The organism is Pseudomonas sp. 30_B (assembly GCF_017491605.1).
In the GTDB taxonomy this organism is placed as follows: Bacteria; Pseudomonadota; Gammaproteobacteria; order Pseudomonadales; family Pseudomonadaceae; genus Pseudomonas.
In genome coordinates this window covers 130,344-156,719 of record NZ_JAFGYY010000011.1, presented here as the reverse complement: position 1 = coordinate 156,719, position 26,376 = coordinate 130,344, and the positions used below count along the sequence as shown (strand labels likewise).

Below are 26,376 nucleotides of genomic sequence, written 5' to 3'. Positions count from 1 at the left end.
GAGCCGGCCATGCTTTCGCGCTTCTGTATCGATCGACCGATCTTCGCCATGGTGCTGTCGCTGATCATCATCATCGCGGGCGGTGTGTCGATCTTCGCTCTGCCGGTGGCGCAGTATCCGGACATCACCCCCATCCAGATTACCGTGACGGCGACCTATCCGGGCGCCGACTCGCAGACCATCGCTTCTACCGTCGCCGCACCTATCGAAACGCAGGTCAACGGCGTGGACAACATGTTGTACATGCAGTCGGTCAGTTCGCCCACCGGGCAGATGACCCTCAACGTGTACTTCGATATCGGTACCGACCCGGACATCGCCCAGGTCCAGGTGCAGAACCGCGTCAGTCAGGCGCTGGCGCAACTGCCGCAGTCCGTCCAGGCGAACGGCGTCAACGTGCAGAAGCGCTCCTCCAGTTTCCTCATGCTGCTGGCGATCTACTCCCCTGACGACAGCTTCGACCAGCAGTACGTCGGCAACTACGCCAACCTGTACGTGCTGGACACGATCAAGCGCATCCAGGGAGCGAACCAGGCGCAGATCATGGGCGACGCCGACCTTGCCCTGCGTATCTGGCTCAAGCCTGACCGGATGGCCGAATTGGGTATCACCGCGAACGACGTGCAGAACGCCGTCAGCCAGCAGAACCAGCAGTTCGGCGCCGGCAACATCGGCCAGGCCCCCTCCCAGGGACAGATGGAGCTCACCTATCCCCTGGTGACGCCGGGGCGCATGAAGACCGCCAAGGAGTTCGAGGACATCATCCTGCGCGCCGACTCCAACGGGACCGCCATCGTGCGCCTGGGCGACGTGGCCAGCGCGGAGATCGGACTCAATCAGTACACCATGCGCTCGGCTATCAACGGCAAGACCGCCACTCTGATCGCCGTCTACCAGCAGGCCGGGTCCAACGCGCTGGAGGTCTCGAAGAACGTCCGCGCGGCCCTGTCGGATATGTCCAGGACTTTCCCCCATGGCATCGACTATGTCGTCTCGCTGGATACCACGGAATTCGTACGTTCCTCCATCCACGAGGTGGAGGTAACGCTGCTTATCGCCATCGCGCTGGTGGTGCTGGTGGTGTTCGTCTTCCTGCAGAGCGTGCGCAGCACCCTCATCCCGGTCGCCGCGGTGGTGGTGGCGGTGGTAGGCACCTTTGGCGCCCTGCTGGCGCTGGGGTTCTCCATCAACCTGCTGACGCTGTTCGCCCTGGTGCTGGCCATCGGCATCGTGGTGGACGACGCCATCGTGGTAGTGGAGAACGTCGAGCGGAACATGGAGGAATTCAAGCTCAGTGCCCGCGATGCGACGATCAAGGCGATGGAGGAAGTGACCGGGCCGGTCGTCGCCATCGTGCTGGTGCTGTGCGCAGTGTTCATTCCCGTGGCGTTCGTCAGCGGGACTACGGGGCTGCTGTATCGGCAGTTCGCCCTGACCATCGCCTGCTCGGTGGTCATCTCCGGCTTCGTGGCCCTGAGCCTGTCGCCGGCCCTGGCCTCGCTGATTCTCAAGCCTGGGCAGCACGCCCGCTGGAAAGGCTTCCAATGGTTCAACACGGCCTTCGACAAGCTGACCCATGGCTACGTCAGCCTGGTCTCCGTGGTGGTGCGGCGGATGGTGGTGGCGCTGGCGCTGTTCGCCGGCATGCTGCTGTGCATCTACGTGCTGTTCTCGCGCATCCCCACCAGTTTCGTGCCGGAGGAAGACCAGGGCTACCTGCTGGTGGCCGTGATGATGCCCGACTCGGCAAGCCTCGACCGGACCGAGGCCACCACCGAGCAGGTCGCCGCCTTGTTCCGTCAGCACCCGGCCGTGCAGGACGCTTCCGCGGTGTCCGGCTACAGCTTCATCGACGGACAGAACCAGACCAACATGGGCACGGTGTTCATCAACCTGAAGTCGTCCGAGCAGCGCAAGGGCTTCGCGCTCTCCGCCGAGGGGGTGATCCAGGCGCTGTATCCCAAGCTCGCAAGCATTCCCCAGGCACGGATCATCCCGATCAACCCGCCGTCGATCCCCGGTCTGGGTACCCAGGGCGGCTTCGAGTTCTGGGTGGAGAACCGTGGCGACAGCGATGCCAAGGAGCTGCAGGATGCAACCTGGAAGATCATCGGTGCCAGCGCCAAGCGCCCTGAACTGTCCGGCCTGATCAGTACCTTCCAGGCCTCCACCCGGCAGATGCGCATCGCCGTGGACAACTCGAAGGCCGAGACGCTGGGCGTGCCCATGGCCGATGTCTACGGCGCGCTGCAAACCCAGTTCGGCTCTTCCTACGTCAGCCAGTATGTGCTGGGCAGCCGGGTATGGCAGGTGATCCTGCAGGGTGCGCCGCAATACCGCGGCTCGCCGACGGACCTGGGCTATCTCTACGTCAAGCAGAAGAACGACAAGATGATCCCGCTGTCCGCCCTGGTGAAGACCGAGTTCACGTCCGGCCCGAGCCTGGTGACGCGCTTCAACAACTTCCCGGCGGCCAAGATCACCGGTAACGCGGGCGCGGGCTACAGTTCCGGTGACTCCATCGCGGCGATGCAGGAGCTTGCCACCCAGGAGCTTCCCGCAGGCTACAGCTACGCGTGGAGCGGCGAAGCCTTCGAGGAGAACAAGTCGGGCAATACCACCGTGCTGGTGTTCATCTTCGGCATCATCATGGTGTTCCTGATTCTGGCGGCACAGTACGAGTCCTGGTCGCTGCCGCTGACTGTGCTCAGCGCGGTGCCCTTCGGCATCTTCGGTGCGCTGGTGGCGATCTGGGCGCGCGGCATTCCCAACGACGTGTACTTCCAGATCGGCCTGGTCACCCTGGTGGGGCTGGCGGCGAAGAACGCGATCCTGATCGTCGAGTTCGTCATCCTCCAGCGCCAGGCGGGGCTTTCCCCGCTGGACTCGGTGCTCAAGGCCGCCGAGCTGCGTCTGCGTCCGATCATCATGACTTCGCTGGCCTTCATCTTCGGCGCTGTGCCGCTGGCCATCGCCACGGGCGCCGGGGCCAACTCCCGCCACTCCATCGGCACCGGCATCATCGGTGGCATGCTCGCCGCCACCAGTCTGGCGTTGCTGTTCGTACCGCTGTTCTCCTACCTGGTCGAGCGCGCTGGCGAACGGCGCAAGAAGAACAAGGAAGTCGCGCCAGCGCCTGTCGTCGCGAGCGCCAACGATAGCGGCTCTGCCACGGAGGCCCACTGATGGACGTCCGGAAACTCTTGCTGACGCTGGCGTTGGCCTGCGTCTCGGGCTGCATGATCGGTCCGGACTATCAACGGCCGGACGTCACCGTGCCATCCTCGTTCAGGGCTCACCTGACGGATACCACTGCCGGGGTTGCCGGCCCCTGGTGGGGGCAGTTCGGTTCGCCGACCTTGACCTCGCTGGTCAACGAAGGCCTGCGCAACAACCTCGATCTGCAGCGGGCCACCGCGCGCATCGAACAGTTCCGTGGACAATTGCGCACTGTCCGTGCGGGGCTGATCCCGCAGCTCGGCCTGGGGCTGAATGCCCAGCGTGGGCGGAGCGATCAATTTGTCGATACGCCCCTTTCGGGCTTCGATAGTGTCGCCAATCAATACCAGAGCGGCCTGAGTGCCAGCTGGGAGATCGATCTCTGGGGGCGTTTGCGTCGGCAGAGCGAGGCGGCCAGCGCGCAACTGCTGGGCGCGGAATATGCACAGCGTGGTGTGGCGCTCAGCCTCGCCAGCTCGATCACCGAAGGCTACCTGAACCTCCTCGCGCTGGATGAGCAACTCGTCATCGCGGAGCAGACGGCACAGGCGCGCAAGGATGCGCTGGATATCTTCCAGAAGCGTTATGACCGTGGTGTGGTCAGACAGATGGAACTCAGCCAGGCGCAGAACGATTACTGGGCGACCCAGGCTTCGATACCGCCTTTGAAGGCCAGGATCGCGGCGGCGGAAAATTCGCTGTCGGTGCTGCTCGGCCGTATGCCTGGTCCCATCGTCCGTGGCGAGCGCCTGTCTTCGTTGCGCGCACCGAAGCTGCCGGATGTCCTGCCGGCCAGCCTGCTATCGAGACGGCCGGACCTGCTGCAGGCAGAACAGGCGGTGGTGGCCAGCAATGCAATGGTCGGGGCGACACAGGCGTTGTACCTGCCGGACCTGAACCTTTCCGGGATGATCGGCTTCAGCCGTGGCGAGAGCGGACAATTGTTCGAGAGCGCGTCGAAGATCTGGAACCTCGCCCTGGGTATCAACCAGACCGTATTCGACGCTGGCGCGATCTCCGGCCAGGTGCAGCAGGCGAAGTCCCAGTACCAGCAGTCGGTGCTGGCCTACCAGGGAGCCGTTCAGTCAGCATTGAAGGATGTGAACAACGCTCTGGTCGACACCCGCGAATCGGCTGCGCAGCATGCGGCCGTCGAGCAGCAGGTGAGTGCGTTGCAGACCTATGCCAGTCAAGCTCGCCGGTTGTATGAAGGTGGGTACTCGACCTATCTGGACGTCACGACTTCGGAGGAGAAACTCTTCGACGGACAGCTTCAGGAAGTGGACACTCGGCTGGCCGCGCTGAATGCATTCAATTCGCTGTACCTGGCGGTCGGTGGTGATCTTGGGGCAGAGGCATCTCCCCTGTTCAGGCCAATAGTGCATCGCTGAGGTGATGCAGGAAATGGGACTGCGGCGGGGCTCAAGGCCCCTGGATTTATTCAACTGCGGCAGAAGCGCTGCCGCGAGTGGCTCGCGGGACTTCCATGTTCAGCCAGTGCTGGAAACGTTCCACCTCCGACAGGTCTGGCTTGTCGCTGGCGATGTCCGGCTAGTAGCCGTAGCGGCCAATCCCCTCGACGCCCGTCAGGTTGCAGAACAGCGCGCCAGCATGACACCCACCCAGTGCACGGTGGTGTAGTAGCGGCGTATTACCCGCTGCCTGCGCGACTGACTAAGCTCTCCCGCATGCCCGGCCACCAAGGCCGGGCCCTGCCGGGAGGATGCCCAGATGGCCGCGAAGAAGATCCTGATGCTGGTCGGCGACTACGCCGAAGACTACGAAACCATGGTGCCGTTCCAGGCGCTGCTGATGATCGGTCACACCGTCCATGCCGTCTGCCCGGACAAGAAGGCCGGCCAGAGCATCCGCACCGCCATTCACGATTTCGAAGGCGACCAGACCTACAGCGAGAAGCCAGGCCACAACTTCGCGCTGAACGCCACCTTCGCCGATGTGCGCGCCGAGGACTACGACGCGTTGCTGATCCCCGGTGGCCGCGCCCCGGAATACCTGCGCCTGAATGCGAAAGTCATCGAACTGGTGAAAGCCTTCGACGCCGCGAAGAAGCCCATCGCCGCCGTCTGCCATGGTGCCCAGCTGCTGGCCGCCGCCGGCGTGCTCAAGGGCCGCGCGTGCAGTGCCTACCCGGCCTGCGGCCCGGAAGTGACCCTGGCCGGTGGCGAGTACGTGGATATTCCGGTGGACGCCGCCCACGTCGACGGCAACCTGGTCACCGCCCCGGCCTGGCCGGCGCATCCGGCATGGTTGGCGAAATTCCTCGACGTGCTGGGCACGAAGATCAGCCTGTAGACTGGCCCATCATCGAAGCTGGAGAAGCCGTCCATGTGCGAACTCTATGTAAAGGCCGACCCGATTCTCTACGAGTCGCGTTCGCGCTCGCTGCGCATCCGTGGCGTGGTCACCACGCTGCGCCTGGAGAACCAGTTCTGGGACATCCTGCGCGAGATCGCCGAGGTGGACGGCATGACCACCAACCAGCTGATCGCCAAGCTCTACGACGAGGTGATGGACTATCGCGGGGAGGTGGTGAACTTCGCTTCCTTCCTGCGGGTGAGTTGCACGCGATTCCTGGCCCAGCGCCGCGACAACGTTGTGGAGTTGAGCCGGGTGCCGCGCAGCGCGTGATCGATTGTGCGGGCGCCATGCCCGTCTTTCGCGGACGAAGTCCGCTCCTACGGTGATGCGCCGTAGCTACCGGTTCTTGTAGGAGCGGATTTATCCGCGATTGGCCAACCCATACGCCGAAGCCACAAACATCCCATGCATGAAAAAGCCCGGCACATGGCCGGGCTTTTTCATGGGGAGAACGTGAAGGATTACTTCACTTCCACCGCCAGGTTCTCGGCGATCTTCTTCTGCCAGATGGCCGGGCCTGTGATGTGCACCGACTCGCCATTGGTGTCGACCGCAACGGTCACCGGCATGTCTTTGACTTCGAACTCGTAGATCGCTTCCATGCCCAGTTCGGCGAAGGCCAGGACCTTGGACTTCTTGATCGCCTGGGCGACCAGGTAGGCGGCGCCGCCTACGGCCATCAGGTAGACGGCCTTGTTGTCCTTGATCGCTTCGATGGCGATCGGGCCGCGCTCGGACTTGCCGATCATGCCCAGCAGACCGGTCTGCTCGAGGATCTGGCGGGTGAACTTGTCCATGCGGGTCGCGGTGGTCGGGCCAGCCGGGCCAACCACTTCGTCACCGACCGGATCGACCGGGCCGACGTAGTAGATGAAGCGGCCTTTCAGGTCCACCGGCAGCTCTTCGCCCTTGTTCAGCATGTCGACCATGCGCTTGTGTGCTGCGTCGCGGCCGGTGAGCATCTTGCCGTTGAGCAGGATGGTCTCGCCCGGCTTCCAGCTCTGCACTTCTTCCGGGGTGAGGCTGTCGAGGTTGACGCGGCGCGCGGACGGGCCGGCTTCCCAGACGATTTCCGGGTAGGCGTCCAGGGACGGCGCTTCCAGTTCGGCCGGGCCCGAGCCGTCGAGCACGAAGTGCGCGTGGCGGGTGGCGGCGCAGTTGGGGATCATGCAGACCGGCAGGGACGCTGCGTGGGTCGGGTAGTCCATGATCTTCACGTCGAGCACGGTGGTCAGGCCGCCCAGGCCCTGGGCGCCGATGCCCAACTGGTTGACCTTCTCGAACAGCTCCAGGCGCAGCTCCTCGATGCGGCTCTGCGGACCACGGGCCTTCAGCTCGTGGATGTCGATCGGGTCCATCAGGACTTCCTTCGCCATCACCGCGGCCTTCTCGGCGGTACCGCCAATGCCGATGCCGAGCATGCCCGGCGGGCACCAGCCGGCGCCCATGGTCGGAACGGTCTTCAGCACCCAGTCGACGATGGAGTCGGACGGGTTGAGCATGGCCATCTTCGACTTGTTCTCGGAGCCGCCGCCCTTGGCCGCGACGTCCACTTCCACGGTGTTGCCCGGGACGATGGAGTAGTGGATCACCGCCGGGGTGTTGTCCTTGGTGTTCTTACGCGCACCGGCCGGGTCGGCCAGGATGGAGGCGCGCAGGACGTTTTCCGGCAGGTTGTAGGCGCGACGCACGCCTTCGTTGATCATGTCGTCGACGCTCATGGTGGCGCCGGCCCAGCTCACGTCCATGCCCACGCGAACGAAGACGGTGACGATGCCGGTGTCCTGGCAGATCGGGCGATGGCCGGTGGCGCACATGCGCGAGTTGATCAGGATCTGCGCCATCGAGTCCCGGGCGGCCGGCGATTCTTCACGCAGGTAGGCCTCATGCATGGCCTGGATGAAATCAACCGGGTGGTAGTAGGAGATGAACTGCAGGGCATCGGCGACGCTCTGGATCAGGTCGTCTTGCTTGATCACGGCCATGGAGCACGGTCCTCTTCAGGCAGGTATTACAGGCGCAAGGCCTGTTACGTCGGGAGTTCGCCGGCACGGTTCCGGCGAAAAAAGGCGCCGTAGTATACCGCTGCGGCCGCTTGCCGCGCACCCGCCGGTGATCCGACCTTGGTCACAGGGGCTGCCGCTGTTTTTAAAAAGCCACACGGGCGCCCACATTCCGGTCGGCTAGGCATTCGGGCGCTTTGATAGTAGATTGAAGGCCACGTGCCATTACGGGATGGAGCCCCATGAGCACACTGCTGAAACAGCGCGCCTTACAAAAACTACTCATCAGGCGATTCGGCATGGCCGTCGGCACCTATGCGCTGGCGCAACTGTTGCTATGGATGGCGGTGTTCGGCGATTTCTTTCGCGGCACCGTTGCCTTCGCACTGGGTTGCACCGTATTGGTGGTGGCGAGCCAGCTTGTCTTCTTCTGGTTGTTCCTCACCGGGCGCAACCAACGCTTCTCCGACCCCAGCATGACCGAGCCGCAGGTGCTGGTCGCGCTCCTCTGGCACACCCTGTTCCTGGCCAACGTCGATACCGCGCGGGGCACCCTGATGGTGTTCTACGTGCTGATCCTGCTGTTCGGCGTGTTCCAGTTGCAGCCCAGGGTTTTCGCCCGCTGCGCGGCGCTGGCGTTCATCGCCTTCGCCGGCCTTAACCTGTGGGAGGCCTTCCAGCAGCGCCTCGAAGTGCCCGCCCAGGCGATTCTGCAACTGCTGGTGCTGTTCATCGTGCTGGTCTGGCTCAGTCTGTTCGCCGGCTATGTCCAGGCCTTGCGCCAGCGCATGCGCCAACGCCGTTACGCGCTGCAGGCGCACCAGGACACGCTGCGCGGGATGATGCGTCAGCTGGAAGACCTGGTGGCCACCGACGAACTGACCGGACTGTACAACCGCCGTCACTTCCTGCGCCTGGCCGGCCGCGCGCTGGACGAGATGCAGCTGAGCCAGCGTCACGGCCTGGCGCTGATCGACCTGGACCACTTCAAGCGCATCAACGATATCCACGGCCACGCCGCTGGCGACCGCGTGCTGCAGACCTTCGCCGCGGTGGCGCGTGCCTGCCTGCGCGAGGGCGACATCCTGGCGCGCTACGGCGGCGAGGAGTTCGTCCTGCTGCTGCCCAATGCCGACGCCGACCGCCTGGCCGCCTGCTGCGAACGGCTGCGCACGGCCTATGCCGCCGCCGAGCCGATTGGGGTGAATATCGAAGTGCTGAGCCTCTCGGCGGGGATGACCCTGCTGGAGCCGACCGACGATCTCGACGAGGCCTTGCAACGGGCCGACCAGGCGCTCTACCGTGCGAAACGCAGCGGACGTAACCGCTGCGATGCCGCATGGGAGTGGACGCGTGCCTGAGATACAGGCCGGATCGCAACGCTTTTCGGTAAGCCCCGGAGTCAACCTGCTCGATGCCCTGCACGGGGCCGGCGTCGCCGTGCCCTACAGCTGCCGTGCCGGCAGCTGCCATGCCTGTCTGGTGCGCTGCACCCGCGGCGAGGTGCTCGATGCGCAGCCCGATGCGCTGGACACCGCGCGGCGCGAGGAGGGCTGGCGCTTGTCCTGCCAGTGCCGGGTCGTTGAAGACCTCGCCGTGGAAGTCTTCGATCCGCAGCGCGATGGGCTACCCGCCAGCGTCGCCGAACTGGACTGGCCGGCGCCGGACGTGCTGCGTTTGCGCCTCATCCCGCAACGCCCGCTGCGCTACCGCGCCGGGCAGCACCTGATCCTCTGGAGCGCCGAGGGCGTGGCGCGGCCGTACTCGTTGGCGAGCGTGCCGGGTGTCGATTCCTGGCTGGAGTTCCATATCGATTGCCGCCTGCCCGGTGCCTTCAGCGACTTCGCCCGCCAGCTGAAGCCGGGTGACAGCGTCCGCCTGGGCGAGCTGCGCGGCGGCGCCTTGCACTATGACCCCGAATGGCATGAGCGGCCGTTGTTGCTGATGGCGTCGGGAACAGGGCTGGCGCCGCTCTGGGGGGTGCTGCGCGAGGCGTTGCGCCAGCATCATGCCGGCCCCATCCGGATCATTCACCAGGCTCATGACGCTGCTGGCCACTACCTCGCCGGACCGCTGCGGGCGCTTGCCGCCGCGCACCCGGAACTGGAGGTGACGCTGATGACCACGGCCGAGTCGGCCGCCGTTATGGCACAACTCCGGCTTGTTTCGCGACGGACCCTCGCCTTACTCTGCGGCCACCCCGACAGCGTCGATGCCTTCGCCCGCCGCCTCTACCTCTGTGGCGTACCGCGCGGCCAGACGCTCGCCGACCTGTTCCTGCCCCACGCCTGAGCCGGCGCGCGGCTCCACCCAACAGAATTCCAAGAAGAAGGATTTGCCATGAGCGAACAGATTCTCGTCGAACGCGAACAGGGCCTGCTGATCCTGCGCCTGAACCGTCCGGACAAGATGAACGCGCTGACCCGCACCATGTATTCCGCCCTGGCCGACGCGCTGGAAGCGGCGCAGACGGACCGCAGCGTGCGCGTGGTGATGATCACCGGCGGCGCCGAGTGCTTCACCAGTGGCAATGACATCGTCGATTTCCTCCAGCAGCCGCCCAGCGGCCCGGACAGCCCGGTGTTCCGCTTCATGCGCGCGCTGATGGACTTCACCAAGCCGGTAGTCGCGGCAGTGGCCGGCCCCGCCGTGGGCATCGGCACCACCCTGCTGCTGCACTGCGACCAGGTTTTCGTTGCCCAGGGCACCAAGTTCAAGATGCCTTTCGTCAACCTCGGCCTGTGCCCGGAGTTCGGCTCCAGCTTCCTGGTGCCGCGTCTGGTCGGCCCGGTCAAGGCTGCCAGCCTGCTGATGCGCGGTGAGGGATTCACCGGCGAGCAGGCGGTGGCGTACGGCATCGCCAACGAAGCGCTGGCCGACGGCGCCGCCGCCCTCGAGCGCGCCCACGAGGTCTGCCAGGCGCTGCAGCAACTGCCGCCAGCGGCGGTGGCGTTGAGCAAGCGTCTGCTCAAGGCGCCCTACATCGAGCAACTGCGCCAGGTGGTGGCGGAGGAAGGGCAGCTCTTCGTCGAGCGCCTGCACTCGCCGGAGGCCCAGGAGGCGCTGAGCGCCTTCACCCAGCGCCGCCAGCCGGATTTCTCGAAGTTTCTGTGAGGCACCTGTTGACGCCGTACCCCTTGTAGGAGCGCGCCATGCGCGCGATCGCGGGCATGGCCCGTTCCTACAGTGGAATGCCGGTGTCACCCGGTGGCGTAGGAGCGGACTCTGTCCGCGATAGGTCCGCATCGCGGGTAATGGTTGCCCACACAATCTGTGGAGTGCGCTGTGGATAAGCTCTGGGACAACCCGGCTGACCCACGGTATACGTGGCCTGCAGGGAATTGAACGGTATTTGAGCGACGTTCCGCAGGTTGCCCACATAAGGTGTGGAAGGTGCTGTGGATAAGCTTGGGGCCAAGGTGCCGAGCCCGCACGGCGCCTGGCTTTCAGCGCATTGGTTGCCCTTTGAGCAACCCCAAATGAAAAGGCCGCCCGAGGGCGGCCTTTTCAGTGGCACACCAGGATCAGACCAGCAGGTCGCCCACGTGCAGCACCTTCATGGTGTTGGTGCCGCCCTGGGTGGTGTAGCTGTCGCCCTTGGTCAGGATCACCCAGTCACCCTTGGTCACCACGCCGCGCTGCAGCAGCGCGTCGACGGCTTCCTGGCTGACACGCTCCGGCGGCAGGGCGGCCGGGTCGAAGGGGATGGTTTCCACGCCGCGGAACAGTGCCACGCGGGCCTGGGTTTCGCGGTGCGGGGAGTAGGCGAAGATCGGTACCGAGGAACGGATGCGCGACATGATCAGCGGGGTGTAGCCGCTTTCGGTCAGGCAGATGATCGCCTTGATGCCCGGGAAGTGGTTGGCGGTGTACATGGCCGCCAGCGCGATGCTCTCGTCGCAGCGCTCGAAGGTCTGGCCGATACGGTGGCTGGACTTCTTGGTGGTCGGGTGCTTCTCGGCGCCGGCGCAGATGCGCGCCATGGCCTTGACGGCTTCCACCGGATATTCGCCGGCGGCGGATTCGGCCGAGAGCATCACGGCGTCGGTGTAGTCGAGCACGGCGTTGGCCACGTCGGAAACTTCCGCGCGGGTCGGCATCGGGTTGTGGATCATCGACTCCATCATCTGGGTCGCGGTGATCACGGCCTTGTTGTAGCGGCGTGCGTGCAGAATGATCTTCTTCTGGATGCCCACCAGTTCGGCGTCGCCGATTTCCACGCCGAGGTCGCCACGGGCCACCATCACGGCGTCGCTGGCGCGGATCAGGCCGTCCAGGGCTTCATCGTCGGCCACGGCTTCGGCGCGCTCGATCTTGGCCACCAGCCAGGCGGTGCCGCCGGCTTCGGTGAGCAGGCTGCGGGCGTATTCCATGTCCTTGGCGTCACGCGGGAAGGACACGGCAACGTAGTCCAGGTCCATGCTCGCGGCCAGCTTGATATCGGCCTTGTCCTTCTCGGTCAGGGCCGGCGCGGTGAGACCGCCGCCACGGCGGTTGATGCCCTTGTGGTCGGACAACGGGCCACCGATCAGCACTTCGCAGACCAGCTCGTCGGCCTTCACTTCCTTCACCGCCATGACCACGCGGCCGTCGTCCAGCAACAGCTCGTCGCCCACACCGCAGTCCTTCACCAGGTCCGGATAGTCGATGCCGACCACTTGCTGGTTGCCTTCGGTGCGCGGGTGGCTGGTGGAGAAACGGAAGGTGTCGCCGACCGCCAGTTCGATGCGCTTGTTGGCGAACTTGGCGATGCGGATCTTCGGACCCTGCAGGTCGCCCAGCAGCGCCACGAAGCGGCCGTGCTTGGCGGCGATGTCGCGGACCAGCTTGGCGCGGGCGCGGTGTTCGTCGGGAGTTCCGTGGGAGAAGTTCAGGCGGGCGACGTCGATCCCGGCGAGGATCAGCTGTTCCAGGACTTCGGGGGAGTTACTGGCTGGGCCGAGGGTGGCGACGATCTTGGTGCGGCGAAGGGACATGCGGGACTCCTAGGGGAAAGCAAGCAGCGGTCAGGCGGCCCGGACAACCTGAACAGGTTTCGCGGCAGCCAGGTCGCCATCTTACTCTGTTTCATGTGACAGGGTTTCAGCTGACAGGTCTGATCACCAGCAAATCGCATTCCACTTCTTCGAGCACCCGTTCGGCGGTCTGGCCGATCAGCGCGTTGTCGAACTGCCCTCGGGCGACCGCGCCCATCAGCAGCAGGTCGATGCCGTTGTCGCGCACGTAGGCGGGGATCACCTCTTCGGCGAAGCCCTGGCCCAGATGGGTGCGTGTACGGTCGATGGCCGGGTATTGTGTCAGCAGGGCGTCGAAGGCGTCGCGGTGGTGCGCCTCGGTGCGCCGTACGTAATTGTCGTAGTCGGCCAGCAGCTCGGCATTGAAGGCGAGGGTCTGCGGGACGGCGACATAGGCGTGCAGGTAGTGCGCCTGCAGATTCAGGCGCTGCTCGAACTCGCGGGCCACGCCGATCAGGCGATGCTCCAGCGCCGCCGGTTTATCGCTGGCATGCAGCGGGTCGAGCGCCGCGCACAGGCGTTCGCCGCGCCACTGGCCGTGCTGCACCAGCCACAAGGGCTGCGGACAGTGGCGGATCAGCTGCCAGTCGTGGTTGGTCAGCACCAGGCGCTTGAGCAGGCTGTGGTGGTGCGCGGACTTGAGCACCAGGTCGGGCTGGCTCTGCTCGCAGTACAGGACGATCTGCCGGTGCAAGGGTTTGCCCCAGAGCGCCTGGCACTTCACCTCGATGCCCGCCTGGCGCAGGGGCGCGGCGAGCTGCTCAAGCCGCGCCAGGCGCAGGTCGAGCAGGCTCTGCCGGCCGCGCTCGAGGTCGGCCTGGTCCAGCAGCAGGCTGTTGTCCAGGGCGGGGTTGAATTCGCAGGCCAGCAGTTCCAGGCGGGCGCCGCTGCGTTCGGCGATCCATTGGGCGCGGGTGAGCGCGGGCTGGTCTTCGCGGGTGGGGTCGATGACGACGAGCAGGTGCTTGAGTTTCATGTCGGCTTCCTCGCGCGGATTGCGACCATTGCAGACCAAGCCTAGCGCGTTGCGCTTGATCTGGGGCAGCGAGGGAGGGATTGCCGATGACGGCGGTGGTGCGGACTTGAGCGTCTTCACCCCCGCGTACGCGGGGGCCCGGAAACACTCAGTTGCGCTGGCTGTTCAGTGCCCGGTCGAGATGGTTCGCCGCCTTGCCGGCGAGGTCGCCGTTGGGGTACTCGGCCAGTTGCCGACGCAGGTAGGCGATGGCCTGGTCGCGGTTGGCGTGGGGATTGTCCGGCGCCATGTACATCAGGCCGAGCTGGTAGAGCGCCTTTTCGCGGATGTCCGCCGGAATGGCCGGGTCATTGGCGCCCAGCAGATAGAGCTGCGCGGCTTCGTCGACGCGGTCCTTGAGCACCGCGCGGCGCGACAGCAGGGTCATGTCCGGGTCGAGGCTGGGCTTGTTCAGGTCGAGGTTGTATTGCGGCTTCCAGTCTGCCAGCAGCTCGCGGGCGTTCTTCTGCACCGGGTCCTTGGCGCGCTGGCGGATCATCAGGATGCGCGCATCGGCGTGGGCGGCGGCCTGGGTGCCAGGGAATTCGCGGTCGATGCGCTGGAAGTACTGCAGCGCCTTGGCGTCGTCACGCTGGTCGTTGAAGCGGCTCATGTAGATCAGGCCGATCTGATAGAGCGCGATGGCGCGCACTTCCGGGCCGTAGCGGGTGTTGTCGTAGCCGGTCAGGTAGAGCTGCTCCGCTTCGGCGCTCTTGCCGTCGCGGATGGCCTGGGCGCTGTAGGTCAGCAGGTCGCCTTCCTCTTCCACCGCGGCGGTCATGCGCTTGTTCTTCAGCTGCTTGTATTCGGCGACTTCACCGGTGGTGACCTGTGCGACGAACAGCGGCGTGGTGGGGGCGCAGGCGGCCAGCAGGGGCAGGAGCATGGCAAAGGGCAGGGCGAAAGCTGAGCGCATGGCATCTCCTTGGCGCCAGGGCGTGATCCGCGCCAGTCTAGTGGTGGGCTTCAGTACGGCCAAGACAGGCCGATACACTTCCCAACGGAGGATATGCCCATGCGAACCCTGGCCACCCTGCTGCTGCTCCTGAGTGTTACCGGATGCACCAGCTGGTCGATGAATTACCACCTGAACAACGCCTATCGCTCGTACAAGAGCGGCGATTGCGAGCGGGTCATGCTCGAACTCTCGGAAACCGAGCGCAACAGCCGCGCGCGGCCCTGGCTGCAGCCGGAAATCTCCATGCTGCGCGGGCAATGCCTGGAGCGGCAGAAGTTCTTCGTCGACGCCGCACAGACCTACCAGTTCATCATCGCCCGCTATCCGACCAGCGAGTATGCTTACCGCGCCAAGGCCCGGCTGGAGACGCTGCGCCTGAATGGCCGTCTTCCCGGCGATACCGCGCGCAGTTATCCGGTCACGCCCTGACCGCCGGTCGGTGGCGAACTTGAGCGCCCCCGATCGCTGACTAATCTCATGGAGTGACTTCACGGAGGAGGCTGGAATGCGTGCGCTGTGGCTCTGCGTCTGGTGTTTTCCCCTGTTGGCTAACGCCGACATCTATCGCTGGACCGACGCGCAGGGCAAGGTGCATTTCAGCGAAACCCCACCGCCGGGGGCTCAGCGCATCGAAGTGAAGCCCCAGGTCGTCGAGCGTGACGCGGCGACCCGCGAGCGGGAGGAGCGCGCCGCCCGCTTCTACGATGCCCGTCGTGACGAGCAGGCCGCCGCACAAGCCAAGGCGACCGAACAGCAGGCCAAGCTGAGCGCCCAGTGCGCGCAGTGGCAGCAGGGCCTGGACAACCTCAGTCTGGGCGGTCGCTATTTCACGCAGGAAAGCGACGGTAAACGCACCTACTACAGCGATGCACAGATCGACGCCGCCCGTCGCGAGCTCGAAGCGCGCCTGGCGGAAGGTTGTCGTTAGGACTGGCCCCGAACGGGCGGCATTGCCATACTGGACGATATCTCATAGCGAAACGCCATTATGCGCCATTCACGACACATCGAGCGCCATCAGCTGCCCTACTACCTGAAGGTGTTCAACAGCATCACCGACAAACCCATGGGCTACCTGGGCAACGTCTCGCTGGACGGGATGTTGCTGATCAGCCAGCTGCCCATGCTGGTGGGCGGCCGTTTCGACATGCGCCTGAAGATCCCCGGCCACGACGGAAAGCTGCAGCTGATCGAGTTTTCCGCCATCTGCCAGTGGTGCCGCGAGGACGTCAATCCGGGCAACTACGACTCCGGCTTCAGCCTGGTGGCGCCGCCGATGGAGTATGTCGAGCTGGTCGATGCGCTACGCCGTTATTTCAGTTTTCGCCGTCAGGTGGAGTCGGTCTGAGGCGCAAGACGCGCTGAACCGATCTGGCGGTGGCGGAAGGCAGGACGCCGGGACATTCCCGCCGTCAGAACAAGGTGTGACCTCGATCCCCGTGTGCTCCGAGGTTTGGTCCTTTCGCTTAAGCGTGAGTCCGGTGCATCGGCGTACAACCGCGAACGGTTGTACGCCCTACGTTCCTTTTATCTCCGATTGCGCGACAGCCGCCTTGTAGGAGCGAGCTTGCTCGCGAACAGTGTTTCCGGGCTGCATCGATGCTGGGCGGTTCGCGAGCAAGCTCGCTCCTACGAAAAGCGAAAAGCCAAAGCGGATTCCAGGGAAACATCCGCGCGCACCGGAGCGCCCCTTCAGGAGGCCGAGTGGAATCGGAGTTTCAGGGGTTGAGCGGCAGGGATGCCGCGAGAGCGTCGTTGGGCCATGGATGGCCCGTCGACGCGTGCCCCTGAAACTTCGATGGAGCGAGGGAAGTCCCGCGAAGCGGGACCCGGATGATGGGGCAGAGACTTTTGCCTACTTTGCGTCGTTTGGCAAAGTAGGGCGCCCGAGGGGGCGAAACAAAATCTCTCAGCACACGCCGAAGCGGCGCAGAAACACCGAACAAGACGGCGTCGCCCTACAAGAGCAACGCATTACAACGCCCCTGCCTTCTTCCACCCCAGATAGCGACTGACCAGCTCCGGCCCGAGCTGGCTGGGCCGTGCATCCAGTACCGGCACGCCATGGGCGATCAGCTTCTCGTGTAGCCCGGCACGGGCATTCAGGTACTCCACAGTGCCGCAGTAGGCCAGCGCTTCTTCGTAGCCTTCCACGGGCGCCTGCCGCAGGCGGTCGAGCACTTCCTCGCGCAGGCTGGCCACCAGCACCCGGTGTTGCCGGCCCAGGCGCTTCACGGCGGCCACCAGATCTTCGTCGTCCTCGTCGCGCAGGTTGGTGATGATCACCACCAGCGCGCGGCGGCGCTGGCGGGTGAGCACTGCCTGCACCGCCGCGGTGTAGTCCGCCGCGCGCTGGCTGCTGTCGAGGTCGTAGACGCCGTTGAGCAGCACGCTCAGCTGCGCGCTGCCCTTGCCCGGCGGCAGGTGGCGCGGCTGATCACCGGCGAAGGTCATCAGGCCCACGGCATCGCCCTGGCGCAGCGCGACGTAGGCCAGCAGCAGGCTGGAATTCAGGGCATGGTCGAAGTGCGACAGGTCGCCGTCGTGGCTGCGCATGCGTCGGCCACAGTCGAGCAGGAAGAGAATCTGCTGGTCGCGCTCGTCCTGGTACTCGCGGGCAATCGGCGTGCGCTTGCGCGCGGTGGCTTTCCAGTCGATCTGCCGCAGGGTGTCGCCGTCGCGGAATTCGCGCAGCTGGTGGAATTCCAGCCCCAGGCCACGGCGCTGCCCGGCGCGCACGCCGATGCGGTTCAGCCAGTGGTCCACGGCCATCAGTTCGGCGCCGTAGATGCGTGCGAAGTCGGGGTAGACGCGGGTTTCGCTGCGCTCTTCCAGGTAGCGCCGGCCCTTCCACAGGCGCAGCGGGCTGGACAGTTCGATCTCGCAGCGCGGGAAGACGAAGTGTCCGCGCGACAGGGGACGCACGCGATAGCCCAGCTCGGTCTGCTCGCCCGGACGCAGCTCGACCACCTGTGGCAGGTACTCGAAGTCCATGGCGCCGGGCAGATGATCGAACAGGGTCACGCGCTGTGCCTGCCCGTAGCGATGGTGCAGGTGCAGGCGCACCTCGCTCCAGCGGCCCAGCGGCAGATTGCCGCTCAGCTGCCGTTCCAGGCGCGGTGACGGCAGGCGGCGCAGCCACAGGGCATCGACCAGGGCGAGCACGGCCAGGGCGCACAGGGCGCCCCACCAGAGGCGGCCGAGCAGCGGCACCGAGGCGTCCAGGGCCGTGGCGGTGCCCAGGGCGATGGCCACGGCCAGCAGCACGCCGAGCAGCGCGAGAAGGGCGCGCGATGGCTTCATAGGCGCGGTGCCGGTACCTGGTCGAGCAGCTGTTGCAGCACCTGGTCCACCGACAGGCCCTCGATGTCCAGCTCCGGCGACAGCCGCACGCGGTGACGCAGCACTGCCAGGGCGCTGCCCTTGACGTCGTCCGGCAGCACGAAGTCGCCGCCGCGCAGCAACGCCCGCGCCCGTGCGCAACGCACCAGCGCGATGGACGCACGCGGCCCGGCGCCCAGGGCCAAACCCGGCCAGTTACGGGTGGTGCGGGCAATGCGCACGGCGTAGTCGAGCACCTGATCGTCGATGGGCAGGTCGGAGGCGATCTTCTGCAGCGCGAGGACGTCCTTTTCCTTGAGCAGGGGACGGATCGGTGCGACGTCGAGCATGTCGCTGCGCGCCGAGCGGGTCACCTGGCGCACCAGGGTCTGCTCCTCGGCTTCCTGTGGATAATCGATGCGCAGCTTGAGCATGAAACGGTCCAGCTCCGCCTCGGGCAGCGGGTAGGTGCCTTCCTGCTCGATGGGGTTCTGCGTGGCCAGCACCATGAACGGCTGCGGCACCGGCAAGGCGCGGCCTTCGAGGGTGACCTGGCGCTCCTGCATGACCTCCAGCAGCGCCGCCTGGGTCTTGGCCGGGGCGCGGTTGATCTCGTCGGCCAGCAGCAGGTGGGTGAACACCGGGCCCTTGCGCAGCTTGAACTGCTCGGTGGCGAGGTCGTAGACCGCGTGGCCGGTGACGTCGCTGGGCATCAGGTCGGGGGTGAACTGGATGCGCGCGAAGCCGCCGTCGAAGCAGCGGGCGAGGGCGCGCACCAACAGGGTCTTGCCCAGGCCGGGGACGCCTTCGATGAGCACGTGGCCGCCGGCGAGCAGCGCGGTCAGCACATCGTCGATCACGCCCTGCTGGCCGATCAGCGCCTTCTGCAGTTCATGGCGCAGCGCCTGGGCCAACTGGCTGGCGCGCTGGCGCTGGGCGGCGGGGTTGGACGACGGGCTGGCTTGTTCCGGAACTTGTTCGCTCATAGGGAATTCCTGAGGCTCTGCAGGTGGGCGACCTGACGGGTGAATTCGGCGATGGCCATGCGCTGCTGCGGATAGGGGCGCATGGCCTGGCTGATGGCGCTGACCGGCAGCCGCGTCATGCGGCCCAGGGTCTGCCACTGTTCGGCGACGGGCAAGCGCTCGAAGCCCGGCTGGCGCTGCCGCGCGCGGCGCAGGATGTCGCGTTGCAACCCCTGCAGCAGGGCGATCTGGCCGCGCTGGCGGAGGACGAAGTCGGCGCCGGCGCGCAGGTGTTCCTCCAGTTGCCGGCGTCCGCGCGCGGGGCTGGGTTGCAGCGGGCCCTGGCGCAGCCCCTGGCGCCACAGGGCGAGCGCCAGCAGCAGGATGCAGGCGACCAGCGCCTGCGGGAAGTAGCGCGCGAGCAGGGAGAACAGGCTGTCGCCGTCGGCGCGATAGACCAGGGTCACGCTGCTGTCCTGGGTCAGGTACCAGAGCAGCCAGGCGTTGTCGTAATCGCCCAGCTGGGTGTTCTGCCAGATCCAGTTGTCGGTCAGCACGGTGACCAGTCCCTGGCCCTGTTGCAGTTGCAGCAGGTGAGTGGCTTTGGCGCTGTTGGCCCAGGCGTAGGCGAGGTTCTTCGAGTCGAACAGGTGGTATTCGGTGTCGAAGTCGATGTAGGCCGGCGCCTTTTCGTTTTCCAGGTAGAGCTTGGTCAGCTTCGGATAGGGATCCTCTTCCTCGGCTGACTCCGTTGCCTCGGGGTTGTCGGTAGCGGGAGCATTGGGCTGCTCGGCTGGCTGTTCCTGTGTGGCAGGCTCCGCATCGGACTTGTCTTCCGGTTGGGCGGCGCCCTTGTCCTTGTCGAGGTCTTCGGTGAGGAACTGCTGTACGCCCAGGCGATCGAGCAACAGGTCGCCGCTCTTGCCTTCCTGTTCGTCCCACAGGCGTTCGGCAGTGACCACCAGGTGGCCGCCACGCATGGTCCAATCGATCAGGCGTTCGCTCTGCTTCGGCGTGAGGTTCTCGCGGCTGCCGAGCAGGATCAGGGTGTGGCCCTTGCTCGGCAGCTGGTCGAGCACTTCCATCCCCTTCGCTGCGCGGACCTTCAGGCCGCGTCCGCGCAGGTAGGCTTCGGCGGCGAGGTAGGGGTTGGCGCGGGCTTCCGGGGCGGGGCCGTGCTCGATGGTCTCGGGATAGGGCGTGAGGTGGGTGTAGAGGTAGTACCCGGCGGCCCCCAGCACCAGCAGGATGGCCAGGGTGATCAGCAGGACGACGGGGCGCTTCATGCGCGCACCTCGTTGCCGAACAGGCTGCGCCACTGCTCGCACAGCTCCTGCTTCAGCCCGGCCTGGGGCGTGCGATGGCCGTAGGCGAGCGCCTGCCAGTGCAGGGTCAGGGTGCGGGCGAAACTGTCCAGCGGCGGGTTGTCGAGGGTTTCGACCCGCGCCAGTACCTCGCCTTCGGTGGTGGAGTCGCGCAGCGGCACGCGGAAGTCATGCAGCAGGCGGCTGAGCAATGCACGGTAGAGCAGGCCCAACGCGGCGCGCGGCTGCTCGTCCCACAGGCGCTCGGCTTCGCTGGCGACATCCGAGGGCAGGGTTTCCGGGGCCAGTTCCAGGCCGAACAGCACGCTCGGCACCTCACGGCGCGGGCTCTGCGGCAGGCCGATGCGGCCGGCGAACAGGCGCAGCCATTCGCGGTAGCGCCAGACGAGCAGCGCGACCACGGTGAGCAGCGCGCCCCACAGCAGCACTTCGATGATCTGTGCGATGTACCTGAACGCCTTCCAGTGCCCCAGGGCCTCAAAGAAGCGCTTCAGGCTCTGTTCATCCTCCTTGCTCGGCTTGTCCTTGGCCGGGTCGTTCAGTCGCCAACGGGTCACTGTCTCGCTGTTGCGGAACGGCGGAGCGGCGAGAATGGCCTCGGCGGCGTGACGCGACTGCTCGCTGTTCAGCACCTGGTTCTGCAGGCGCGGGGCTTGCGGGCCGTTGGGGTTCTGGTCGGGCAGGGGACAGCTGTGGCCCGGCGAGTCGGCCGCCCAGACGCTGGCGCCGGGCAGCGGTGCCAGGCAGGCGACCACCAGCAGCAGGGCGTAGGCGCTGCCGATCAGGCGTTGGCGCAGGCGGCGCAACACCAGCTCGATATCCCAGGCTTCCAGTTCGGTGCGCCGGTTCAGGTAGAGGGTGAAGCCGCAGGCCACGTAGACCGGCTCCCAGACCACCAGAATCAGCGCGTAGAGCAGGTTGCTCACGTGCTCCAGCCAGGCCCATTCGCCGTCGGCAAGGCTGATCAGCGATTGCCATTTCCAGTCCGCGACCCACTGCTGCGGCAGCAGCAGGTAGAGCAGCACGGTCAGCCCGAGCCACAGGGCGGATTCGAAGTGCATGCCGATCACCGTCAGCCAGGTGGCGCTGCCGGCATTGCGTTGGCCGAGGACCACCAGGCGCTGGCTGCGTGCCTGGCCCTTGAGCCCTTCGAGCTGCAGCACCGGCAGGTCGAAGCTGCGCGTGGGGCTTGCGCGGCGCCACAGCAGGCTGGGCAGCAGCTGGTTCCTGAGCAGGCCGGGGAAGGCCCGCAGGGCCTGCTTGAGCGTCGGAGTGTCGTCGAACAGGGCCCGCGACAGGATGTACAGCGGCAGGCGCTCGAAGGCCGGCTTGAGCCACCAGAACAGCAGGATCGCCCAACCCGAGTGGTTCCATAGCAACAGGCTGAGCAGCGCGAACACCGGCAGGGTGACCAGCGCCCAGCTGGCCATCAGCAGGCCGGCGTGTCGGCGTGCCAGGAGTATCCCCAGGTCCAGGGCTTCCCACGGGCTGCGCGGGCGGATCGCGACGCTGGCGTCAGTCAGGCGCATGGCGGCTCCGTCCGGCAAACAGGAAATAACCGCCGACCAGCAGCCACAGGCAGGCGCCGACGACGTACTTCACGCTGGCCGGGAACTGCGTGACCGATGACCAGTAGCCTTCGACGAAGGCGGCGATCAGCAGCAGCAGGATCACCCCGGCGACCAGCTGCACGGCGCGGGCAGCGGCCTGGCGCAGCGCATCGAGGCGGCTCAGGCGGCCGGGGGCGAGCAACGCCCAGCCGAGCTTCAGGCCGGCGGCGCCGGCGAAGGTGATGGCGGTCAGCTCGAAGGCGCCGTGGCCGATGACGAAGGACCAGAAGGTCTCGATGTAGCCGACCTGGGTCAGGTGCCCGGCCGCAGCCCCGATCATCAGGCCGTTGAACAGCAGGAAGAACAGGCTGCCCAGGCAGAACAGCAGGCCGCTGGCGAAGGTCTGAAAGGCGATGCCGATGTTGTTCATGATGTAGAAGGCGAACATCTTCCAGTCGTCGCCGGTGTCCCGTTCGCTCATCGGGCCGAGACGCCGCGCCTCTGGCGAGTACATGGTCTCCATCTCGGCGACGCGCTCGGGCGCCATCACGCTGTAGGTGAGGTCGGGGAAGTGATAGGTCAGCAGCCCCATGAGCAGGGCGCTGCCATACAGCAGCAGGCTGGCGACCAGGATGAAGCGCCACTCCTCGCGCACCAGTCGCGGGAAGCCGGCGGTGATGAAGCCGAGGATGCGTGCGCCGAGGTGGCTGCGGTGCCGGTAGAACTGCTGGTGCCCGCGCATTGCGAGCTGTTGCAGGTAGTCGATCAGGTGGCTGCTGTAGCCGCGCTCCTGGGCCAGCGCCAGTTGCTGGCAGATGCGCCGGTAGTCCGCGGCGAATTCGTCGGGGCGCTCGGAGGCTTCCTGGCGCTTGCCGTTTTCCAGTTGCTCCAGGCGTTTGCCGAAGCGCTTCCAGGCGCCCTGGTGGCGCTGTTCGAAGAGGGCCTGCTTCATGGCGTCCCCCGGCCGCTGCCGAGCAGGCCGCTGGCGATGGCATTGAGGCGCGCTTCCGCCTGTTCGGGGGGGACGCCCAGGGGCTCGGCGAGGATGCCGGCGAGCTCTTCGCGGCGTGCCGCGGACAGCTGTCCGGCGCGCTCGGCGAAGCCCATCATCGCGCGCTGCTCCTCCAGCTTCAGCGGCCAGGGCGCCAGCTCAGGCGCAACCTCTGGTGGCTGCGGACGGCCCGGCGGCGGGTCGCGGTAGATCACCAGGGTGCCGGCGGCCAGGTCGCCCAGGCGCTTGAACGCCGGGTTGGACAGGCAACTGAGCAGGCCCAGGGTGTAGCCGAAGGGCAGGATGTCGGCGAAGCGCAGCAGGTTGCGCAGCAGCGAGGCGGACCAGCCGATCGGCGTGCCGTCATCGTGGACCACGCGCAGCCCCATCATCTGCTTGCCCGGCGAGCGTCCCTGGTTGAGCACTTCGAACAGCACCATGTACCACCAGGTCATGACGAAGGTGAGCAGCAGGCCGAGGCCCGTGCCGAGTTGACCGAGGAAGGCCAGCGCCATGAACAGGGCGAACATCAGCAGGGCGCGGATGCCCAGGTCGATCAGGTAGGCGATCGCCCGTGGAATCACGCCGGCGGGACGTAGCAAGAGGTCGATCCCTTCCGGCGTCTCCACGTGGTAGCGGGTATCCAGCGCAGGGCTGGGTGGACGTGCGTCCGAGCGTGGAGCGGCGGCTGCGGTCAAGGGGAGTCGCTATCGATGGCTGGAAGGCAGATGCTAGCCAGCGCGCTGCGGCGAGGCAACCGCGCTGGCGGCAATTGGCGAACGGGGTTCAATTGGCGGGCGGCAGCACACCAAAAATCTTTCGGTACAACACGCCGCCGGAAATGATCAGCAGCGGAACCGTCCACACCAGGCCGATGCCCAGTGGCAGCATGCTGAGGAACGTGATCAGGCAGAGGGTGAGGTACAGGCCGAGGATCTTGAACCAGTGCCGGGTGATCGCCTTGCGCGAGGCTTCCAGCGCCTGCCAGGGGCTGAGCTTGCGCTCGACCGCCAGCGGGATCGCCAGTTGGTAGGCGAGGCTCAGGTAGAGGCCGGGAATGATCAGCAGTAACAGCCCGGCGTACATCAGCAGCGTCATCAGCAGGCCGGTGACGAGCAGCGGGACGAACAGTCCGAAGTGGCTGAACATCTCGTCGAAGGAGACCTTCTGGTCGGCGGCGCGGCGGATGCCGAGCATGGCAACCCCGGCGGCCAGGGGATAGCAGACGGCTCCGGCGAGAATGCTCGCAATTACTTGTGCGACTTGTCCCATCGGCGTCTGGGATTCCGTCACGCCGAATCCGAGCCCCAGTGCCAGGCCGAAGGCGAAGCTGATCGTCTGGATTGCCACGATGTAGACCAGCGTGGCTGCGATCAGCAGCCCCTTCATCCCCTTGACCCGCTTCCACGCTTCGCTGATCACCTCGCCAATCGAGAAGTCGTAGCCACGGGCGAGGGCCTCCTCCACGGAGGGGACCGCCAGTGCGGACGGGCTGGATTGCAGGTCGCTTTGCGGCGGGCTGTAGGGATTCTGCGCAGAGATTTCTTGCATGGCAGTTCCTTTCCTTCAGATGAGTCCATTCGCGGTGAAGCATAGGATGGCGCTTGGCCATGGACCAGTACCACGGTTTGGAAGTGCGGCAACGCGCACTGTTAGACTGCGGCGCAATCGACCGCAGGCAAGGAAACGCGCCATGACCGCCAGCATCTTCTGGTACGACTACGAAACCACCGGCATCGACCCGCGCCGCGACCGGCCGCTGCAGGTTGCCGGTATCCGCACCGACGAGGCGCTCAACGAGATCGGCGAGTCGCTGAACCTCTACTGCCGTCCCAGCGACGACATCCTCCCCCATCCGGCGGCCTGCCTGGTCACCGGGATAACCCCGGATCGCCTGGAAGAGCGCGGCCTGGGCGAAGCCGAGTTCATGACTCGCCTGCATGCCGAGCTGGCGCAGCCGGGCACCTGCGTCGCGGGCTACAACACCCTGCGCTTCGACGACGAGATGACGCGCTACAGCCTGTACCGCAACTTCTTCGATCCCTATGCCCGCGAGTGGCAGGGCGGCAACAGCCGCTGGGACCTGATCGACATGGTGCGCACCTGTTACGCCCTGCGTCCGGAGGGCATCGTCTGGCCCGAACAGGATGGCGTGGTCAGCCTGAAGCTGGACCGGCTCACCGTCGCCAATGGCATCGAACACGGCCAGGCCCACGACGCCCTGTCGGACGTGCGCGCGACCATCGCCCTGGCGCGGCTGATCCGTGACCGCCAACCCAAGCTCTACGACTACCTCTACCGCCTGCGCAGCAAGCAGGGCGTGCTGGACCAGATCCGCCTGCACGAGCCGCTGGTGCACGTGTCCGGGCGCTTATCCGGCGCGCGTCACTATCTGTCGGTGGTCCTGCCGCTGGGCTGGCACCCGCGCAACCGCAATGCCCTGATCGTCTGCGACCTGGCCGCCGATCCTGCGCCCCTGCTGGACCTGGACGCCGAGACGCTGCGCCAGCGCCTGTATACGCGCCGGGATGAACTGGCCGAAGGTGAACTGCCGGTGCCGTTGAAACTCCTGCATATCAATCGCTGCCCGGTGGTGGCGCCATTGAAGGTGCTCCGCCCGCAGGATCGCGAACGCATCGGCCTGGACCTGGACGGATGCCTGAAGACTGCGCAAACCCTGGTGCAGGCCAAGGCGCTCTGGCAGGACAAACTGGCGCCGATCTATGCCGAGGAAAGTTTCGCCGCGAGCGAGGACCCGGAGCAGCAGTTGTATGACGGATTTATCGGAGATCGGGATCGTCGATTGTGCGAACAGGTGCGCCAGGCAGATCCCGAGCGACTGGCCAAAGAGCAATGGCCGTTCGATGATCCGCGACTTCCAGAACTTCTGTTCCGATACCGCGCACGTAATTTTCCGGAAACTTTGTCTGCCACCGAACAGCAACAATGGCAGGACTTCTGCCGTGCGCGCCTGAGTGCGCCAGAGTGGGGGGCGCCCAATACTCTGTCGAACTTCGACAGCGCAATGGCCGAACAGATGAGTAATGCCGGTGCGGAAAACCGCGCGGTGCTTGAAGCCTGGGCGAAGTATGCACTCGCGTTGCGCGAGCGCTATGGCCTCTAGCGTTCGGCAGGCAATAAAAAACGCCAGCGCAAGGCTGGCGTTCTTTATTGCGCGAAGCGCTTAGCCCAGCAGCGTGGCCCAGCCTTCGACGGCCTCGGCGCCCCACTTGGCCTTCCATTCCTTGAGGGTCTTGTGGTTGCCGCCCTTGGTCTCGATGACTTCGCCGGTGTGCGGGTTCTTGTATTGCTTGACCTTGCGAGCGCGCTTGCTCACGGTGCTCTTCGCGGCACGCGGCGATTTGCTCAGCTTCGCGTCCGGATCGAGCAGGGCGATGATATCGCGCAGGGATTTGCCGTAGCTGCCCATCAGTGCGCGGAGTTTCTCTTCGAACTCAAGCTCTTTCTTCAGCTTGTCGTCCTGTTCGAGGGATTTCAGGCGCTCTTGAAGTTCCTTGATGGCTTCTTCGGTGGCGCGGTACTCGTTGATCAGCGACATGTTGGGTACCTTATTCTTGAGGTCCAGCGGTGGCGGATAGTTTGTAGCACCCATAATAGTCAGCGCAGTTGTTCAA

The 26,376-nt window shown here is 65.7% G+C and carries 23 protein-coding genes; 11 read left to right on the top strand and 12 right to left on the bottom strand.

Annotated elements, in window-relative coordinates; genetic code table 11:
* The first annotated feature begins 9 nt into the window (after positions 1 to 9).
* From J5M67_RS14505 to J5M67_RS14490, 4 genes are all read left to right on the top strand, one after another.
* Positions 10 to 3,186 carry an efflux RND transporter permease subunit gene (locus tag J5M67_RS14505; protein WP_207886031.1) on the top strand — a complete coding sequence of 1,059 codons (3,177 nt, stop codon included), beginning with the start codon at positions 10 to 12 and terminating at the stop codon, positions 3,184 to 3,186.
* 17 nt (positions 3,187 to 3,203) lie between these two features.
* The gene (locus J5M67_RS14500) at positions 3,204 to 4,610 is read left to right on the top strand and encodes an efflux transporter outer membrane subunit (RefSeq protein WP_207886030.1); all 1,407 of its coding nucleotides are present in this window, start codon (positions 3,204 to 3,206) and stop codon (positions 4,608 to 4,610) included.
* Positions 4,611 to 4,950: 340 nt separating this feature from the next.
* Positions 4,951 to 5,532 carry a DJ-1/PfpI family protein gene (locus J5M67_RS14495; RefSeq protein WP_207886029.1) on the top strand — a complete coding sequence of 194 codons (582 nt, stop codon included), beginning with the start codon at positions 4,951 to 4,953 and terminating at the stop codon, positions 5,530 to 5,532.
* Positions 5,533 to 5,565: 33 nt separating this feature from the next.
* Positions 5,566 to 5,868, top strand: a complete 303-nt coding sequence (locus tag J5M67_RS14490) for a ribbon-helix-helix domain-containing protein (protein ID WP_207886028.1) — start codon at positions 5,566 to 5,568, stop codon at positions 5,866 to 5,868.
* A 191-nt stretch (positions 5,869 to 6,059) separates the two neighbouring features.
* Here the strand turns inward: J5M67_RS14490 and J5M67_RS14485 are convergent, their stop codons facing one another.
* The gene (locus J5M67_RS14485) at positions 6,060 to 7,583 is read right to left on the bottom strand and encodes a fumarate hydratase (protein WP_207886027.1); all 1,524 of its coding nucleotides are present in this window, start codon (positions 7,581 to 7,583) and stop codon (positions 6,060 to 6,062) included.
* A gap of 260 nt (positions 7,584 to 7,843) precedes the next feature.
* Here J5M67_RS14485 and J5M67_RS14480 point away from each other — a divergent pair, with 260 nt between their 5' ends.
* The 3 genes from J5M67_RS14480 to J5M67_RS14470 are packed head-to-tail and all read left to right on the top strand — an operon-like array spanning position 7,844 to position 10,715.
* The gene (locus J5M67_RS14480) at positions 7,844 to 8,962 is read left to right on the top strand and encodes a diguanylate cyclase (RefSeq protein WP_207886026.1); all 1,119 of its coding nucleotides are present in this window, start codon (positions 7,844 to 7,846) and stop codon (positions 8,960 to 8,962) included.
* On the top strand, positions 8,955 to 9,893 hold the full coding sequence (locus J5M67_RS14475) for an iron-sulfur-binding ferredoxin reductase (RefSeq protein ID WP_207886025.1): 939 nt from the start codon (positions 8,955 to 8,957) through the stop codon (positions 9,891 to 9,893). Before J5M67_RS14480 ends, J5M67_RS14475 begins: the two co-directional genes overlap by 8 nt.
* 48 nt (positions 9,894 to 9,941) lie before the next feature.
* Positions 9,942 to 10,715 (top strand): enoyl-CoA hydratase-related protein, encoded by a 774-nt coding sequence (locus J5M67_RS14470; protein WP_207886024.1) that lies wholly within the window; start codon positions 9,942 to 9,944, stop codon positions 10,713 to 10,715.
* A 410-nt stretch (positions 10,716 to 11,125) separates the two neighbouring features.
* Here the strand turns inward: J5M67_RS14470 and pyk are convergent, their stop codons facing one another.
* The 3 genes from pyk to J5M67_RS14455 form a co-directional block, all read right to left on the bottom strand.
* The gene (pyk, locus tag J5M67_RS14465) at positions 11,126 to 12,577 is read right to left on the bottom strand and encodes a pyruvate kinase (protein WP_207886023.1); all 1,452 of its coding nucleotides are present in this window, start codon (positions 12,575 to 12,577) and stop codon (positions 11,126 to 11,128) included.
* Between the two features lie 106 nt (positions 12,578 to 12,683).
* Positions 12,684 to 13,592, bottom strand: coding sequence for a universal stress protein (locus J5M67_RS14460; protein ID WP_207886022.1), 909 nt, complete (start codon positions 13,590 to 13,592; stop codon positions 12,684 to 12,686).
* A 148-nt stretch (positions 13,593 to 13,740) separates the two neighbouring features.
* Positions 13,741 to 14,547: a tetratricopeptide repeat protein gene (locus J5M67_RS14455; protein WP_207886021.1), complete on the bottom strand. Its 807-nt coding sequence runs from the start codon at positions 14,545 to 14,547 to the stop codon at positions 13,741 to 13,743.
* Positions 14,548 to 14,646: 99 nt separating this feature from the next.
* Here J5M67_RS14455 and J5M67_RS14450 point away from each other — a divergent pair, with 99 nt between their 5' ends.
* The 3 genes from J5M67_RS14450 to J5M67_RS14440 all read left to right on the top strand — a co-directional run bounded on the left by J5M67_RS14450 (position 14,647) and on the right by J5M67_RS14440 (position 15,937).
* Positions 14,647 to 15,018 (top strand): tol-pal system YbgF family protein, encoded by a 372-nt coding sequence (locus J5M67_RS14450; protein ID WP_207886020.1) that lies wholly within the window; start codon positions 14,647 to 14,649, stop codon positions 15,016 to 15,018.
* 76 nt (positions 15,019 to 15,094) lie between these two features.
* Positions 15,095 to 15,517, top strand: coding sequence for a DUF4124 domain-containing protein (locus tag J5M67_RS14445; protein WP_207886019.1), 423 nt, complete (start codon positions 15,095 to 15,097; stop codon positions 15,515 to 15,517).
* A gap of 60 nt (positions 15,518 to 15,577) precedes the next feature.
* Entirely contained in the window at positions 15,578 to 15,937 is a 360-nt protein-coding gene (locus tag J5M67_RS14440; RefSeq protein WP_207886018.1) for a PilZ domain-containing protein, read from the top strand.
* 626 nt (positions 15,938 to 16,563) lie between these two features.
* On the opposite strand, the gene J5M67_RS14435 is transcribed toward J5M67_RS14440, so the two are convergent.
* The 7 genes from J5M67_RS14435 to J5M67_RS14405 all read right to left on the bottom strand — a co-directional run bounded on the left by J5M67_RS14435 (position 16,564) and on the right by J5M67_RS14405 (position 24,292).
* Positions 16,564 to 17,892, bottom strand: coding sequence for a DUF58 domain-containing protein (locus tag J5M67_RS14435; protein WP_207886017.1), 1,329 nt, complete (start codon positions 17,890 to 17,892; stop codon positions 16,564 to 16,566).
* Entirely contained in the window at positions 17,889 to 18,896 is a 1,008-nt protein-coding gene (locus J5M67_RS14430; protein WP_207886016.1) for a MoxR family ATPase, read from the bottom strand. Before J5M67_RS14430 ends, J5M67_RS14435 begins: the two co-directional genes overlap by 4 nt.
* Positions 18,893 to 20,161 carry a DUF4350 domain-containing protein gene (locus J5M67_RS14425; RefSeq protein ID WP_207886015.1) on the bottom strand — a complete coding sequence of 423 codons (1,269 nt, stop codon included), beginning with the start codon at positions 20,159 to 20,161 and terminating at the stop codon, positions 18,893 to 18,895. Before J5M67_RS14425 ends, J5M67_RS14430 begins: the two co-directional genes overlap by 4 nt.
* Positions 20,158 to 21,729, bottom strand: a complete 1,572-nt coding sequence (locus J5M67_RS14420; protein WP_207886014.1) for a DUF4129 domain-containing protein — start codon at positions 21,727 to 21,729, stop codon at positions 20,158 to 20,160. Before J5M67_RS14420 ends, J5M67_RS14425 begins: the two co-directional genes overlap by 4 nt.
* Complete coding sequence (locus J5M67_RS14415; protein WP_207886013.1) at positions 21,716 to 22,702, bottom strand: stage II sporulation protein M; 987 nt, start codon at positions 22,700 to 22,702, stop codon at positions 21,716 to 21,718. The genes J5M67_RS14420 and J5M67_RS14415 overlap by 14 nt, the downstream gene beginning before the upstream one ends.
* Positions 22,699 to 23,370, bottom strand: a complete 672-nt coding sequence (locus J5M67_RS14410; RefSeq protein ID WP_368735932.1) for an RDD family protein — start codon at positions 23,368 to 23,370, stop codon at positions 22,699 to 22,701. Before J5M67_RS14410 ends, J5M67_RS14415 begins: the two co-directional genes overlap by 4 nt.
* Positions 23,371 to 23,527: 157 nt before the next feature.
* On the bottom strand, positions 23,528 to 24,292 hold the full coding sequence (locus J5M67_RS14405; protein WP_207886012.1) for a hypothetical protein: 765 nt from the start codon (positions 24,290 to 24,292) through the stop codon (positions 23,528 to 23,530).
* A 142-nt stretch (positions 24,293 to 24,434) separates the two neighbouring features.
* On the opposite strand from J5M67_RS14405, the gene sbcB reads away from it, so the two are divergent.
* A complete protein-coding gene (gene sbcB / locus J5M67_RS14400; protein ID WP_207886011.1) occupies positions 24,435 to 25,865 on the top strand; it encodes an exodeoxyribonuclease I in 1,431 nt (476 codons plus the stop codon).
* 60 nt (positions 25,866 to 25,925) lie between these two features.
* On the opposite strand, the gene mvaT is transcribed toward sbcB, so the two are convergent.
* Positions 25,926 to 26,300 carry a histone-like nucleoid-structuring protein MvaT gene (mvaT, locus tag J5M67_RS14395; protein WP_152225797.1) on the bottom strand — a complete coding sequence of 125 codons (375 nt, stop codon included), beginning with the start codon at positions 26,298 to 26,300 and terminating at the stop codon, positions 25,926 to 25,928.
* Positions 26,301 to 26,376 lie beyond the last annotated feature (76 nt).

What these genes read in the sequence shown, in the direction of transcription:
- J5M67_RS14505 (WP_207886031.1), top strand. Translation starts at nt 10, where the DNA reads ATGCTTTCGCGCTTCTGTATCGATCGACCGATCTTCGCCATGGTGCTG.
- J5M67_RS14495 (WP_207886029.1), top strand. Translation starts at nt 4,951, where the DNA reads ATGGCCGCGAAGAAGATCCTGATGCTGGTCGGCGACTACGCCGAAGAC.
- J5M67_RS14490 (WP_207886028.1), top strand. Translation starts at nt 5,566, where the DNA reads ATGTGCGAACTCTATGTAAAGGCCGACCCGATTCTCTACGAGTCGCGT.
- J5M67_RS14485 (WP_207886027.1), bottom strand. Translation starts at nt 7,583, where the DNA reads ATGGCCGTGATCAAGCAAGACGACCTGATCCAGAGCGTCGCCGATGCC.
- J5M67_RS14480 (WP_207886026.1), top strand. Translation starts at nt 7,844, where the DNA reads ATGAGCACACTGCTGAAACAGCGCGCCTTACAAAAACTACTCATCAGG.
- J5M67_RS14470 (WP_207886024.1), top strand. Translation starts at nt 9,942, where the DNA reads ATGAGCGAACAGATTCTCGTCGAACGCGAACAGGGCCTGCTGATCCTG.
- pyk (WP_207886023.1), bottom strand. Translation starts at nt 12,577, where the DNA reads ATGTCCCTTCGCCGCACCAAGATCGTCGCCACCCTCGGCCCAGCCAGT.
- J5M67_RS14460 (WP_207886022.1), bottom strand. Translation starts at nt 13,592, where the DNA reads ATGAAACTCAAGCACCTGCTCGTCGTCATCGACCCCACCCGCGAAGAC.
- J5M67_RS14455 (WP_207886021.1), bottom strand. Translation starts at nt 14,547, where the DNA reads ATGCGCTCAGCTTTCGCCCTGCCCTTTGCCATGCTCCTGCCCCTGCTG.
- J5M67_RS14450 (WP_207886020.1), top strand. Translation starts at nt 14,647, where the DNA reads ATGCGAACCCTGGCCACCCTGCTGCTGCTCCTGAGTGTTACCGGATGC.
- J5M67_RS14445 (WP_207886019.1), top strand. Translation starts at nt 15,095, where the DNA reads ATGCGTGCGCTGTGGCTCTGCGTCTGGTGTTTTCCCCTGTTGGCTAAC.
- J5M67_RS14440 (WP_207886018.1), top strand. Translation starts at nt 15,578, where the DNA reads ATGCGCCATTCACGACACATCGAGCGCCATCAGCTGCCCTACTACCTG.
- J5M67_RS14435 (WP_207886017.1), bottom strand. Translation starts at nt 17,892, where the DNA reads ATGAAGCCATCGCGCGCCCTTCTCGCGCTGCTCGGCGTGCTGCTGGCC.
- J5M67_RS14430 (WP_207886016.1), bottom strand. Translation starts at nt 18,896, where the DNA reads ATGAGCGAACAAGTTCCGGAACAAGCCAGCCCGTCGTCCAACCCCGCC.
- J5M67_RS14425 (WP_207886015.1), bottom strand. Translation starts at nt 20,161, where the DNA reads ATGAAGCGCCCCGTCGTCCTGCTGATCACCCTGGCCATCCTGCTGGTG.
- J5M67_RS14420 (WP_207886014.1), bottom strand. Translation starts at nt 21,729, where the DNA reads ATGCGCCTGACTGACGCCAGCGTCGCGATCCGCCCGCGCAGCCCGTGG.
- J5M67_RS14415 (WP_207886013.1), bottom strand. Translation starts at nt 22,702, where the DNA reads ATGAAGCAGGCCCTCTTCGAACAGCGCCACCAGGGCGCCTGGAAGCGC.
- J5M67_RS14405 (WP_207886012.1), bottom strand. Translation starts at nt 24,292, where the DNA reads ATGCAAGAAATCTCTGCGCAGAATCCCTACAGCCCGCCGCAAAGCGAC.
- sbcB (WP_207886011.1), top strand. Translation starts at nt 24,435, where the DNA reads ATGACCGCCAGCATCTTCTGGTACGACTACGAAACCACCGGCATCGAC.
- mvaT (WP_152225797.1), bottom strand. Translation starts at nt 26,300, where the DNA reads ATGTCGCTGATCAACGAGTACCGCGCCACCGAAGAAGCCATCAAGGAA.